General features: G+C 70.5%; 14 protein-coding genes and 4 tRNA genes. 11 read left to right on the top strand and 7 right to left on the bottom strand.

All coding sequences use genetic code 11. The features are described from left to right. The first annotated feature begins 26 nt into the window (after positions 1-26). A complete protein-coding gene (locus BLT76_RS20125) occupies positions 27-989 on the top strand; it encodes a universal stress protein (RefSeq protein ID WP_170867170.1) in 963 nt (320 codons plus the stop codon). Further along, positions 986-1,381: a pyridoxamine 5'-phosphate oxidase family protein gene (locus BLT76_RS20120; protein WP_211753101.1), complete on the top strand. Its 396-nt coding sequence runs from the start codon at positions 986-988 to the stop codon at positions 1,379-1,381. The genes BLT76_RS20125 and BLT76_RS20120 overlap by 4 nt, the downstream gene beginning before the upstream one ends. A gap of 232 nt (positions 1,382-1,613) precedes the next feature. On the opposite strand, the gene BLT76_RS20115 is transcribed toward BLT76_RS20120, so the two are convergent. Next, positions 1,614-2,030, bottom strand: coding sequence for a BLUF domain-containing protein (locus tag BLT76_RS20115; protein WP_170867169.1), 417 nt, complete (start codon positions 2,028-2,030; stop codon positions 1,614-1,616). A 194-nt stretch (positions 2,031-2,224) separates the two neighbouring features. On the opposite strand from BLT76_RS20115, the gene BLT76_RS20110 reads away from it, so the two are divergent. Together BLT76_RS20110 and BLT76_RS20105 are read left to right on the top strand one after the other, a co-directional pair. Continuing rightward, a complete protein-coding gene (locus BLT76_RS20110) occupies positions 2,225-4,282 on the top strand; it encodes a hypothetical protein (RefSeq protein ID WP_090860090.1) in 2,058 nt (685 codons plus the stop codon). Between the two features lie 20 nt (positions 4,283-4,302). Further along, positions 4,303-5,169 (top strand): hypothetical protein, encoded by an 867-nt coding sequence (locus tag BLT76_RS20105; RefSeq protein ID WP_090860089.1) that lies wholly within the window; start codon positions 4,303-4,305, stop codon positions 5,167-5,169. Positions 5,170-5,818: 649 nt separating this feature from the next. On the opposite strand, the gene BLT76_RS20095 is transcribed toward BLT76_RS20105, so the two are convergent. The 3 genes from BLT76_RS20095 to BLT76_RS20085 all read right to left on the bottom strand — a co-directional run bounded on the left by BLT76_RS20095 (position 5,819) and on the right by BLT76_RS20085 (position 6,072). Continuing rightward, a tRNA-Val gene (locus tag BLT76_RS20095) sits at positions 5,819-5,893 on the bottom strand. A 1-nt stretch (position 5,894) separates the two neighbouring features. After that, positions 5,895-5,965 (bottom strand) — tRNA-Cys (locus BLT76_RS20090). Positions 5,966-5,999: 34 nt separating this feature from the next. Further along, positions 6,000-6,072, bottom strand: a tRNA-Gly gene (locus BLT76_RS20085). 128 nt (positions 6,073-6,200) lie between these two features. On the opposite strand from BLT76_RS20085, the gene BLT76_RS20080 reads away from it, so the two are divergent. After that, positions 6,201-6,926 (top strand): aminotransferase class IV, encoded by a 726-nt coding sequence (locus tag BLT76_RS20080; RefSeq protein WP_244509502.1) that lies wholly within the window; start codon positions 6,201-6,203, stop codon positions 6,924-6,926. On the opposite strand, the gene BLT76_RS20075 is transcribed toward BLT76_RS20080, so the two are convergent. Next, the gene (locus tag BLT76_RS20075) at positions 6,912-7,301 is read right to left on the bottom strand and encodes an SsgA family sporulation/cell division regulator (RefSeq protein ID WP_170867168.1); all 390 of its coding nucleotides are present in this window, start codon (positions 7,299-7,301) and stop codon (positions 6,912-6,914) included. The genes BLT76_RS20080 and BLT76_RS20075 overlap by 15 nt on opposite strands. A gap of 107 nt (positions 7,302-7,408) precedes the next feature. Here BLT76_RS20075 and BLT76_RS20070 point away from each other — a divergent pair. The 5 genes from BLT76_RS20070 (at position 7,409) to BLT76_RS20050 (ending at position 10,178) form a co-directional block, all read left to right on the top strand. Then, a tRNA-Val gene (locus BLT76_RS20070) sits at positions 7,409-7,483 on the top strand. Positions 7,484-7,661: 178 nt separating this feature from the next. Then, positions 7,662-8,012, top strand: coding sequence for a hypothetical protein (locus BLT76_RS20065; RefSeq protein ID WP_090860086.1), 351 nt, complete (start codon positions 7,662-7,664; stop codon positions 8,010-8,012). A gap of 32 nt (positions 8,013-8,044) precedes the next feature. Next, on the top strand, positions 8,045-8,407 hold the full coding sequence (locus BLT76_RS20060) for a hypothetical protein (protein ID WP_090860085.1): 363 nt from the start codon (positions 8,045-8,047) through the stop codon (positions 8,405-8,407). Next, positions 8,404-9,195 (top strand): tyrosine-type recombinase/integrase, encoded by a 792-nt coding sequence (locus tag BLT76_RS20055; protein WP_090860084.1) that lies wholly within the window; start codon positions 8,404-8,406, stop codon positions 9,193-9,195. Before BLT76_RS20060 ends, BLT76_RS20055 begins: the two co-directional genes overlap by 4 nt. Before the next feature lie 152 nt (positions 9,196-9,347). After that, positions 9,348-10,178, top strand: a complete 831-nt coding sequence (locus BLT76_RS20050) for a hypothetical protein (protein ID WP_090860083.1) — start codon at positions 9,348-9,350, stop codon at positions 10,176-10,178. 6 nt (positions 10,179-10,184) lie between these two features. Here the strand turns inward: BLT76_RS20050 and BLT76_RS25450 are convergent, their stop codons facing one another. Then, entirely contained in the window at positions 10,185-10,688 is a 504-nt protein-coding gene (locus BLT76_RS25450) for a hypothetical protein (RefSeq protein ID WP_139175714.1), read from the bottom strand. Positions 10,689-10,954: 266 nt separating this feature from the next. After that, positions 10,955-11,491, bottom strand: coding sequence for a hypothetical protein (locus tag BLT76_RS20045; RefSeq protein WP_090860082.1), 537 nt, complete (start codon positions 11,489-11,491; stop codon positions 10,955-10,957). 122 nt (positions 11,492-11,613) lie between these two features. On the opposite strand from BLT76_RS20045, the gene BLT76_RS20040 reads away from it, so the two are divergent. Next, positions 11,614-12,069: an Ltp family lipoprotein gene (locus BLT76_RS20040; protein WP_090860081.1), complete on the top strand. Its 456-nt coding sequence runs from the start codon at positions 11,614-11,616 to the stop codon at positions 12,067-12,069. Positions 12,070-12,415 lie beyond the last annotated feature (346 nt).

Raw genomic sequence — 12,415 nt, 5'->3', positions numbered from 1 at the left:
CGATGGAGATACGAGGAACCCTCCTCGTGCTGATCCGGGAGGTCGACATGACCACGAACATGATCGCGGGCAAGGCGGACACCAAGGTCGGGAGCGCGGACGTCGTGGTCGGCGTCGACGGCTCGGCGGCCAGCATCGACGCGCTGCGCTACGCGCGGTCCGAGGCCCGGCGCACGGAGGGCACGCTGCGGGTGGTGCACGTGCTGCCGGACTACGCGGCCGCGGCGTACCCGCTGCCCCTGCAGGAGATCGCCGACGGCGGCCGGGCGGTGCTCCGCTCGGCGCTGACGCAGGCAGGGGTCGACGAGGGTCCGGTGCGGACCGTGCTGCGGCACGGCACCCGGGTCGCGTCCCTGGTCGCCGATGCCCGCGGCGCCCGGCTGCTGGTCGTCGGCGCCGACCGGCGCCCGCTGCTCGGCCGGCTGCTCACGGGCAACACCTCGACCGGGGTCGCGGCCGCCGCGGCCACGCCGGTCGTCTCCGTGCCCGAGGGCTGGTCCGGCGCCGGGCACAGGGTGGTGCTGGCCGCGGTCAAGAAGCCCGCGCAGGCGCTCGACCTGCTCGGCGAGGCGTTCTCCGTGGCGCAGGCCCGGGGCAGCCGCCTCCTGGTGCTGCATGCCTGGCGGCTCCCCAGTGAGTACGACGACGACGGCGTCGCCGGCCGTCCCGCGGTCGACGGGTGGGACGCCCGGGCCCGCCGCGAGCTGGAGGTCGCCGTCGCCGAGTGGCGGACGTCGTACCCGGACGTCGTGGTCGAGCTGCGGGTGGTCCACGACCAGCCGGCCCACGCTTTGGTGGCCGCGTCCCAGGAGGTCGACGAGCTGGTCCTGGTCCGGCGCGCGCACGGGTTCCCGGCCGCGGTGCACCTGGGCTCGACGGCTCGCACCGTGCTGCGCGAGTCCGCCTGCCCGGTCCGGGTGGTGCCGCCCGGTCGGTCGGCCGTCGTCCCGGGGCTGGTGCTGGAGGGCGCGGGCGGGGTGCGGACGTGAATGTCCTGGGCGAGGCCGGGACGATGACGGCCGAGGAGTGCTGGGCGCTGCTGGAGGACGAGTCGTTCGGGCGGCTCGCCTACCGGCTGGTCGACGAGGTGCACATCGTCCCGATCGACTACGCGACGTCCGGTCGGGTCGTCCACGTGCGCACTCAATCCGGGAACAAGCTGCTGGCCGCGGCCCTGGGCTCCGACGTCGCGCTCGAGATCGACTGGCGCGGCGAGCACGAGGCCTGGTCGGTGGTGGCGCGCGGCCACCTGCGCTGGCTGGAGCCGGCCGAGCGGCCGCCCGACGTACCCGAGGCGCGGCCGTGGGTGTTGGAGGTGGCCTCCGAGGTGGTCGAGCTGGTCCCGGACGCGGTCGAGGGCCGCCGGTTCACCTGGGTCTGACGGTGTCGTCCCGCGGCGTGGACGACCGGCGTCGGCGAGGGGCTCTTCCCAGGCGCTGTCTAGGATCAGCGTCGGCCCGGACCGGTTCCGGAGCAGGGGGAGTGGGCGCGCGCCCGGAGGAGCGTCGCGCCCGGGCGACTTCCCGGTGCTCCAGGTCGGGGCCAGCTGCGGTCCCGGACGGTTCTCTCCCCGTGGGGCCCGAGTTGGGACCGCAGCACCCGCTCCAGGACCTTCAGAAGCGGTTGTGCTGCTTGAACACCCGCAGCATCGTCTCGACCTGGCGCTCGCCGACGTCGGGCCGGTCGGTCGGCAGCTGCAGGTAGTCGTTGAACCCGTCCAGCTCGGCCACGTCGACCCCGCTCAGGTCGGTGAAGCCCATCGACCAGTCCGGGAACGCCCGCTCGTCGATCGTGTCGCGGAGCACCTCGAGGATTCCCGAGTGGCGCCGGTCGGCCTTGATCGCGTCGTACGTCCTCAGGACGGTCTCGTCCGGACCCTCGAGGGTCTGGATGATGTTGCCGCCGCTGTAGAGCAGCATTCCGGTCAGGCCGCGCTCGACGTTGCGCGGGCGGATCGCCTCGAGCATCTCCACGAGCTGCGCCGACGACATCAGGTGGGTCGAGGAGCTCAGGTAGGTGAGGGAGAGCATGCGACATCGGTGCCCGGCAGACCCACCGGTCATTCGTCGGGAGCTCCGCTGACGACCGAGACCCTCCGCGAGCCCGTCGGGCCGGCGGCCCCGAAGGGGTGGGGTTCTTCGATTCGTCCGCGCGCCCGTCGACGGACGCCTAGGGTCGGCCGGGCTGCCCGGTCACCGGAGACACGGGCACGGAGCACCAGAGGGTGACGATGCAGCTCAGCAAGCTCGGTCAGGGACTGGCGATCAGCGCGGTCAGCGCACTCGCGATCACGGGACTCGCGGTGACGGCCCCGCCGGCCCTCGCCGCTGACGGACCCGGGGTGCGGCTGCTCAGCCAGTACGACGCGGTCGCGTCCACCCGGTCCGACGGGGCCGCCGACGGCACCATCGCGCTCACGGCCGAGAAGGTCGACCAGCAGGCCGCGGTGACGTTCGAGTACAACGCCGACCCCGCGGCCGGCGACCTCGACCCCGGGTGGGTCCAGGTCACCGGCACGGCGACGAGCGAGTCAGGCTACGAGACGCTGCTGTGGGCCCCGGCTCCCGAGCAGGTGGACAAGGTCATCGCGCTGCGCGCCGTGGCGACGACGGAGACCGCGGGCGGCCCGACGGTGACGTACTCGACCCGCAACTCCGTGGAGCTCAGCGGCCCCGGATCCGGGGTCAACAGCGTCGGCCTCCAGACCGGCTCCAGCAGCACGACCGACGCGAACTTCTTCGCGCCGCCGTACACCACGTCGACGCCGCTCCCGACGACGCTGCGCATTGACGGCACCACGTCGGCGAACGACGGAGCGGTCGAGCTGTCGGTGTGGCACTCGGCGGACGGCGCCTTCCGCGGTCAGATCGCGGCCGCCGTCGAGGCCACCCCGGTCAAGATCCCCGAGACCGGCAACCAGATCTTCCCGGGCGGCGAGTTCGACGGCGTCCTCGACATCACCGCGTTCGACGCCGAGGCCGGCGACACGCTGGCCGTGCGGGCCGAGCGTGACAGCGACGACGTCAAGCCCGTCGTCCTGAGGGCGCAGACCATCAGCCAGGTCTTCCTCGCGTCGGGGTTCTCGACCTCCTCGCAGGCCACGACGTTCACCCTGGCGGTCGGCGACCAGGACGAGGACCGGATCGCCGGCGCCGAGGTGCGCCGCAGCTCCGACGGCTCGCTGGTCGGCTACACCGATGCCGCCGGCGAGGTCACCGTCACCCAGCCGAACAGCTCGGCGGCCACCTACTACGCCAACAGCACCGACGTCGACGCCTTCGAGGAGGGGGTCGACGTCGTCTCGGCGCCGGTCGAGACCCCGGCGTACGAGCCGGTCGCGACCAGCACGCGGGCGGTGCTCGCCGACGGTCCCGTCTTCGACGACCGGGAGTACGCCGCCGGGGACATCGCGCTCCAGGTCCTCGACCAGGAGGGCAGCCCGATGGCGGCCGCCGAGGAGTTGGAGTACCGCCTGTTCCGGACCGGTCAGGAGCCGCCGGCCCTTGCCCAGGGCAGCACGGACGCGAACGGCAGGCTCGTCGTACCGTTCGACCCGAGCGGCACCGACGGTGAGTACACCCTCGCCTTCACCACCCCGGCCAGCGCGGGCGGCCAGCCCGTCGAGCCGGTGACCTTCGTGGCCGGTGACGCCGTGCTCGGCCTCACGCCCGTGAAGGGCCGGGCCGCCTCCGGCACCGAGATCAGGTACGCCGGCACCCTGTCCGTCGAGGGCGAGCCGCTGGCCGGCCGCACGGTCGACCTCGGCTATACACGCGGGACCGAGCTCGTCCCCGGCGCGCAGGCCGACGCCGCGCTGCTCCTCGACGGCGCGCGCAGGCTCTCCGGTGCGGTGACGACCGACACCGACGGCACCTTCGCCGTGACCGTCGACGACCTCGCGGAGCGCGGCCGGCCCACCGAGACCGGCGGCCAGCTGCGCGTCGCCGCTCGTGGCCTCGCGGACAGGGTCGACGCGACCGCCGACTTCGGCTCGGGCAAGGGCACCGCAAAGCTCCGGCTCGCCGGGTCGGGCAACGGCGCCCGGGCCGACCGGCTGCGCATCAGCGGCCCGCCGTCGGTGGCGGGCGAGCGGGTCCGGGTCTTCGCCCGGTCCAGCGGCGGGAGCTGGCGCCCGGTCAAGACCCTCCGGCTCAACGACGACGGCGACACCTCGCTGAGCGTCCGCGACCGCAACGGCAGCCAGGTGACCCGCTACTACGTGAAGCTGCTCTCCAGCCTGCGCGTGACGGCCTCGAAGTCGAACGCGCGCCGGCTCCGGTGAGCACCGCCCGGGTTGATCCGATGCCCGGGACCGAGCTGGACGAGTGGCGCGCGTCCCGGGCGGCGTCCGGCACACCCCTGCCGGAGCCGTCCGGGCCGACCGAGCTCGAGGCCGTCACGCTGACGGTCGACGAGGTCGCCGTCGGCGGTGCCCTGCTCGAGTACGCCGACGAGGCAGGTCGGCGTCGCTGCGCGGTCCGGGTCCTGCAGACGACCCTTCTCCGCGACGCCCCTGGACCGTGGGCGGCGGCGATCGCCGCCCTCGAGGCGCACGTGCGCGCCCGGGGCGTCACCACGCTGACGACCGCGGTCGCGCCCGAGCTGGCGAGCGTGTTCGGCGCCGCGGGCTTCCGGGCGACGATGACGACCGTGGGCAAGCGGCTCGACCCCGCCTCCGCGGTCGAGCTGCAGGAGGACCGCCGGGTCGCCGTACGCCCGATGGACGACGACGAGCGGGCGGTGTTCGTCGCGGACGTGGCCGAGCAGCTGCGGGCCGGGATGGCGCGCGCCGGTGTCGTCGATCGAGAGAGCTCGCGCCTGGGCGAGATGGAGGCCCGCCTGGTCCGGTTGAGCGACGTGCCGCCGCCCCCGGGCGAGCTGCTGATCACCGGCACCGTCGACGGGGTCGCCGTGGGACGGGCCTGGGCGACGCTGGTCGAGCGCGACGGCGCGTTGGACTTCTACGGCAACACCCTCGACCTGTTCCCCGAGCACCGCGGCCAGCGGCTGACGCCGTCGTTCCTCGGAGCGCTGCGGCGACACGTGCACGAGCTGGGGGTCCGCGACGTGCACCTGCGGGTGTACGGCCACGATGCCGGCGCCCGTCGTACCTTCCTCGATGAAGGAGCGGGCGTCCGGGACGTGCACCTGCGCAAGGATCTGACCTAGCGTCCTTCGGGCCGGCGGCGCCTCGGCCCGGTCCGAGCTGGGCGGGGCGGACTCCCCGCCCACCCGGACGCGTCGGTCGTCCGTCAGGCGGCGCCCGTAGCGACGCCCTCGACGACGTAGGTGGTCCCAGGGGCCCAACGGCTGACGAGCTCTCGCACGCGGGCGGCCCGGCCCTCGCTCTCGACCGCCACGTGAAGCACGGAGAGGCGATTGGCGGGCGACGGCGATGGGCCCTCGATCGCGAACCCGTCTCGCGTCAGCAGGTGCCGCAGGAGAAGGCCTTCGCTGTGCGGAGTGCGGAGAACGAGCCGGTCGCTTCCCAGAGTGCTATGCGTCACCCGCGCTCGTATACCCCGGTCCGACGACCGCGACACTGATCGCCGCCTGCATCGCGCGCCACTCACGGATCGCTTCTGACCCGGAATGCGAGAGCGCGCCCGCTTCGGCAGGGGAGGCCGACGCGGGCGCTCTCGTGTTTATGGGGGCAGGCGTCGCGATCAGAGTGGCCATCGGTGCGGGTATCGATCAGACGAGGGACCGCGACGAGCACGACTCATGAGTACCGACGCGGGGACGACCGAGTGGTGACGATGACTCGGACCGCAAGGCTCCTGATCTGCGTCTCCGCAGCTCAGGAGCCTTCGATCTCTGGTGGGCGATACTGGGTTTGAACCAGTGACCTCTTCCGTGTCAAGGAAGCGCGCTACCACTGCGCCAATCGCCCGAGGTGGAGACGGGATTTGAACCCGTGTAGACGGATTTGCAGTCCGTTGCCTCGCCTCTCGGCCACTCCACCGTTAGGAGGTCAAACCAAGAGAGAGACCTCTCCGAGCGGACAACGAGACTCGAACTCGCGACCTCAACCTTGGCAAGGTTGCGCTCTACCAACTGAGCTATGTCCGCTTGCCCCCTGGGCCGTGGCCCTGAGTGCGTGAGAACAGTAGCCCACGCTCTGGGGCGTGCCAAATCCGGGTTACGGGTGTGTTGCCACAGGCCGAAGGGAGGGCGTCCTGACTCCTAGAGTGACGGGTGTGAACAGGCAGGTCGCGGCGGGCGACGGGGTCTTCGAGGCGGTCAAGGTCGTCGGGGGACGGCCGTTCGCGCTCGACCTCCACCTGCAGCGGCTGGCCCGCGGGGCGGCCGCGGTGGGTCTCCCGCTCGACGCGAACGCCGTACGACGCCAGGTCGCCGCGGCCCTCGCCGCCGAGCACCTGGAACGTGGTCGGCTGCGGATCACCTGCACCGGGGCCGGCGAGACGGCGGTGACCGCGGCAGCGATGGGGGAGCAGGCCGCCACGACGACGGTGGTGACCGCGCCGTGGCCGCGCAACCAGCGGAGCCCGCTGGCCGGGCTCAAGGCCACGGCGTACGCCGACAACGTCCTCGCGCTCGCCCACGCCCGCGAGCGCGGCGCGGGGGAGGCGGTGCTGGCCGACCTGGCCGGCCACCTCTGCGAGGGCACCACCGCCAACGTCTTCTACGTCGTCGACGGCGAGCTCCGCACCCCGACCCTCGCCACCGGCTGCCTCCCGGGCGTGACCCGGGCCCTGGTCCTCGAGTGGTACGGCGCCCGCGAGCTCGACGAGCCGCTCGACCACGTGCGCGAGCGGGCCAGCGAGGTCTTCCTCGCCGGCACGGTCCGCGACGTCCAGGGCGTGAGCCGCTGGGACGACCGCGAGCTGCCCGCGCCCGGCCCGGTCACCCGCGAGGTGAGGCAGGTCTGGGCGTCGCGGGAGCCGGAGCTACTCGGCTTCTGAGGCGAGCAGCGCCACCAGCAGCTCGTCTGCGTCGATCCGCTCCTCGCCGAGCGGGACCAGGTCGAGGGTCCGGGCCAGGAAGACGTCCAGGTCGGTCCGGGGGAGCAGGGCCACCAGGCTGCCCGCGGGGGAGCGGAACCGGAGCTCGATCATCCCCGCCGCCACGGGCCGCGCCCGGACGTCGCCGTCCCCGGCCACCACCTCCAGTCCCGCGATGAGCAGCTCGCGGTCGACCAGCCAGGCGACGTCGTCGTGGGGACTGTGGAAGACGACCCGCACGGCGTAAGGGTCGAGCTCGGCGTAGGCCAGCGTGGCGGCGAGCGTCGTACGACGGCCGGACGGGGTCGCGCAGCGCAGCAGCACGTCGTGGCTCACAGAGACAGCGGAAGTCATGATCCCTGTGACGCACGGGAGCGCCGATCGGTTCGCCCCCGTTTGGGAGCGCCGGGTCGGGATGGGCTAGAGTTCCCGCCGCACCACAGGGGCGATTGGCGCAGTGGTAGCGCGCTTCGTTCACACCGAAGAGGTCACTGGTTCGAACCCAGTATCGCCCACCAGCAACAACAGGCTCCTGACCTGCGGAAACGCAGATCAGGAGCCTTCTTGCATTTGGCCGCGTGTCCAATATGTGTCCAACGGCTCGAAGTCCTCCTGGAACCAGAAACGGCCCCGATCCAGCGTTCGCAGCGCTGGCCCGAGGCCTAGACATCCAGTGCTCAGGAGGCACCGAACGCCATGACCACAGCATCCCAGATCGAGACCATCCCCGGCATCACCCTGCCCCTGTGCCCGACGGGGTGCACGCACGCCGCCGCGCCGATCGAGCACGAGATTTTTCTCAACCCTCAGACCCGCGAGATCGAGGTTCAGCACGAGCGGACCTTCGGTAACGCGGTCTGCGTCTCGCTCGTCGAGCGGGTCGGCCGCGTCGGCGAGTACGAGGTCCGCTTCTACGTCGACGAGGACGAGGTCAAGGCGATGACCACGGTCGCGCAGCTGCAGGAGCTCGCCCGGGACGTGTCGTCGGCCACGACGTGGGTCGCCGGCATCGCCGAGTCGGCCACCCTCCGCCTGGGCACGCGATGACGAAGCGACGCGGCGAGGTCGCTGGAGTCGACGTGCACTGCCCGCCCTGGTGCGAGAGCGGCATCAAGGGCCACCGGCAGGCGCTCCGCGAGGGCTGCGAGCCGGACCAGGCACGCACGCACCTCAGCGTTGACCTGGGCGGACAGGTCGACGACATCCGCAACTACCTCACGGGCAGGCTGTTCCGTCCGGGGCAGGGCGGCTGGAGAGTTTGGCTGGAGGCCGGCCCCCTCATGACCACCTTGGTCCTCGAGCTCCGCACGATCACCCGCGGGAAGAACATCCCCGCCGGGAAGCGCAAGCACAACTCGGTCAGGTTGGACCTCACGACCGATGAGGCGCGGTCCTTGGCCGCACAGCTCATCCACCTCGCAGACCGCGAGGATCTGCGATGACTCTCGACGACTACCGCCTGTGGCTCCTCGGGCAGGGCCAGTCGGCGAAGACCATCCGAGACCGCACGTGCCTGGCCGCCCGAGTCCTGCTCCTCTGGGGGACCTGGGTCGTGCCGGGTCACGTGGTCGCGGAGTTCCTGGCCGGCTACACGGGCTGGAGCCGCAAGACGTACCAGAACCACCTGCGGTCGCTCTATGCCTGGCTGAGCGAGATCGGGGCGGTCGACGAGAACCCGATGACACGGATCCGCCGAGCACCGCAACCGCGCGCCAAGCCGTCTCCGCTCACACCGGACGAGCTGGACCTGGCGATCGAGTCGGCGACCCCGACCGTGCGCGCATGGCTCCTGCTAGGCGCCTACGCAGGGCTGAGGTGTCACGAGATCGCGAAGATCCGCGGGGAGCACGTCACCCGTACCTCGATCAGCGTGCTCGGCAAGGGTGGGGTGCAGGCAAGCATCCCGACGCACCCCCTGCTGTGGGAGCTCGCGGAGACCTACCCCCGACGTGACTACTGGTTCCCCTCGCCTTTCCAGCGACGCGAGTACGTCTCGGCCAGCATGATCGGCAACACCGTGCGCCGTCACTTCCGCGAGATCGGCATCGAGACCGGGTCGATCCACCGCACCCGGCACTACTTCGGCACCTCGCTGCTGCGCCAGGGCGTCAACCTCCGCGTCGTGCAGGAGCTCATGCGGCACGCGGACCTCGCCACGACCGCGAACTACCTCGGAGTCGACGAGGACGAGAAGACCTCAGCGATCCACCTGCTCGGTGGGGCTGCCTGATGAACGTCATCTACCCGCCTGGCCGCTCCCCACCGTGCAGCCCGCCCATCGTGGCGGGCTGGCCCCACGTTCCGACACCCGCGCCGCGATACGCAGCAACCCCGGCGCGGGCGTCTACCCACCCCGCTACCCGCACCCGACAGGAGCCCCTCGTGGCCGCCCGTGAACAACATGTAACAACTCCTCCGACCGTCGAGATCGTCGAGGTCTCGCCCGCCCTCGCCGAGTCCTGGCTGCAGAAGAACCCGAACAACCGGAACCTCCGCCGGCCGGTGGTCGACTCTTACGCCCGAGACATGGAGAGCGGCAATTGGGCCTTGAACGGGGAGACGATCAAGCTCGACGTCCATGGCCGGCTCCTCGACGGCCAGCACCGCCTCTCCGCGGTCATCCAGGCAGACGCCACGGTCCCGATGATCGTCGTGCGCGGCATGTCCTCGGACGTGATGCCGACGGTCGACGCTGGCGCGAAGCGGTCCTACTCGGACGCGCTGAAGCTGGCCGGCGAGGACAACACCTCGACCCTGGCCGCCGTGTGCCGTCGGGCTGTGATGTGGGAGCGCGGGATGCGGACGAACACCGGCGCGATCAAGCCGACCCCGACGGAGATGTCCGACTTCATCGAGCGGCATCCCGAGGTCAGGACGTCGGCTGAACTCGCCGCCCGTCTCGCGTCACGTGAGTCCCTGCCGGCGTCGGTCTACGGGCTCTGCCACTTCCTCATGGCGAAGCTCGACGCCGAGCAGGCCACCTGGTTCCTCACCCGCGTCTCTGACGGCGAGAACCTCGGGGCTCAGGACCCGATCAAGCACCTGCGCGACCGGATCACCCGTCTGCGCGTGCGCGGCGGGCGGATCAACGAGACCGTCGGGCTAGCGCTTACCATCCGAGCCTGGAACGCGCACAGGTCCGGGCAGGCGCGGGCGAAACTGCAGCTGCCGGCCGGCGGGCTGACTAACGAGAACTTCCCGCTGCCCAAATGACGACTCCTAGCCACCAGACTCGAGGGAGTTGAGGAACTCCCGTGCAGTCTCAGGATCCCTCCTGATAGCTGCACAAAGTTGGTTCCGCTCGAACTCAGCGCGATGTTGGTCAATGACACTTGATGCTCCCGAGGATGGGGTCACGAACTCCTCTCGGAGGAGAAACTCAGCGACATCCTCCAGCGTGAACCGGAAGCGGCGGCCCCCCACCGGCAAGTGCAGGCGCCCAAGCGAGCGGTTTGGAGAGACGGCCTCCCACGCGGGACTCGTCGCAACGACTTGGAGATGTGCCTCGGGATAGTTATCTGCCTTGTCACGCTCGTAGTCGAAGTGCAGAAGCTCACTGGCTCCGCCTTCATCCGCCGTTAGCGCGATGACCGACGAGTTGACCTGGAGGTATTCATGTTCCTCGTCTGGCGCAAGACGATAGGAGACAAGCATCCAGATCGTTTGCCCGTCCGCACCGCGGTTCAGGCGGAAGGCTCGAGCTGTGACGTCCTGCTTGGTCACACCACAGCCAATCAGGACCTCCCCGCGGCTTGTTTCGACCGTAGACAGCCGGACGCCAGTCGCGATTGTGGAGTTCAGAACGCTCGTGAGAATGTCCGCGAAGCCGCGAGCCTCCCCGAGTACCTCATTTGCCCTCAATTGCCCTAACGGCGATCCATGCCAGTCGCGCGCGCAACGTCTCGAACTGGCCGCTCCGCGCCTGCTGTCGCAACTCCTGCAAGCTGAAGCCGGAGCCGGAGACTGCTCGCGTGAGCGCTACCTTGGCGTCATCGGCGGTCATCTTCTGCGCGCCACCCATGGGCTGTTGCCACGTCGTCATTCTTGGACACCTCCTCCTCGATCGGGATGATGGCATAACTGTGCACTAGCCCGCCGACATTCCTGGCCGTACCAGACCGGCGTCGCGCGGCGAAGGTCCGCCCAAACCGCTCGACCGACGCCCGGGAGAGCGACGCCTGGCGGGCCTCCAGTCGGCCCTGCCGCGCGAGGTAGACGACGTGGTCCGAGTGCGCGTACCCGAGCCGTTCGGCAGCTTCGGTTGCTTGGATCCAGCCTTCGGGCTCGGGAGGGCGGATGCGCCGGTCCTCGCGCTGCTGCCGGCGCCGCTCTAGCCCCTCGGTCCTTTCACGCCACCAGACGGCGAACTCCTCGACCGAAGGTCGCTGGAGGCTGCCGTCGTGGCGCCCCTGGCCGGACCGGCGGACGATCCGGCCGGACCGCGCGTAGTGCTCGACGGTGGGGACAGGGCAGCCGACGAGCTCCGCGGCTTGCGGCCAGGTCAGCCAGTCCGAGTCGTCGCTCACGGCGCGATCATGCCCAGACGAATGAACCGCCATCCTCCTATCGGGTGGTTCGTCTCACCCAGTAGAACCAGTTTCATCTGAACCGCCGTCAAGGAATTCCTCACGCCCCTACCGTCTCGCTCATGAGAACGACGTTCGGAGCCCTGGCGCTCGCAACCACCCTGTCCCTTGGCGTCACTGCCTGCGAGATCCCTGAGGACGACAGCGCGACCGCTGCCGACAGTGCCGAGGTGAACACCAAGGCCGAGAAGCCGGCCAAGGAGAAGAAGAAGAGCGATAAGCCCAAGGAGACCAAGGGGCAGGAGAACGCGCGCCGAGCTGCCGAGAGTTATCTCGACCTGTCCGCGTTCTCGCGCTCTGGTCTCATCAAGCAACTGAAGTTCGAGGGCTACTCGGCCGCCGACGCCAAGTACGGCGTCGATGCTCAGAAGGCCAACTGGAAGAAGCAGGCTGCGGCGTCCGGCGAGAACTACCTGTCGATGAGTTCCTTCTCTCGCTCGGGCCTGATCGACCAGCTGGTCTTCGAGGGGTTTAGCCAGAAGCAGGCTGAGTACGGCGCCGACCAGAACGGTCTCTGAGATCGCGTTAGTGGTAGCCGCCCACTTCAGGTGAAACGGGTGGTGCAGCCGCGGCTGTACCACCCGTACCTACTGCTGAGGCCCGCCCATCCGCCCGACGACCTCCCGCCGCGGCGGCTTGGCCCACCTCCGCATCGATGCCGCCGGCCGCCGCGACCAAGAGCCTCGATGCAGCTTCGCCGGCCCACGCCCTAATCGGGTCAGCCTGCCAGGCGCCGAGCATCGAGCCAGCGACCTCCGAGAGAAGGTCAACGCGGAGGACCGACGCACACCCCTTGGACCGCTCGGTGGCGATCTCGAGGAGCTCGGCCACAGCGACGTCGACCGGCGAGTTCCAGTGCACATG

The organism is Nocardioides lianchengensis, from assembly GCF_900101465.1.
In the GTDB taxonomy this organism is placed as follows: Bacteria; Actinomycetota; Actinomycetes; order Propionibacteriales; family Nocardioidaceae; genus Nocardioides; species Nocardioides lianchengensis.
This window is presented reverse-complemented; position numbering and strand designations above follow the sequence as displayed.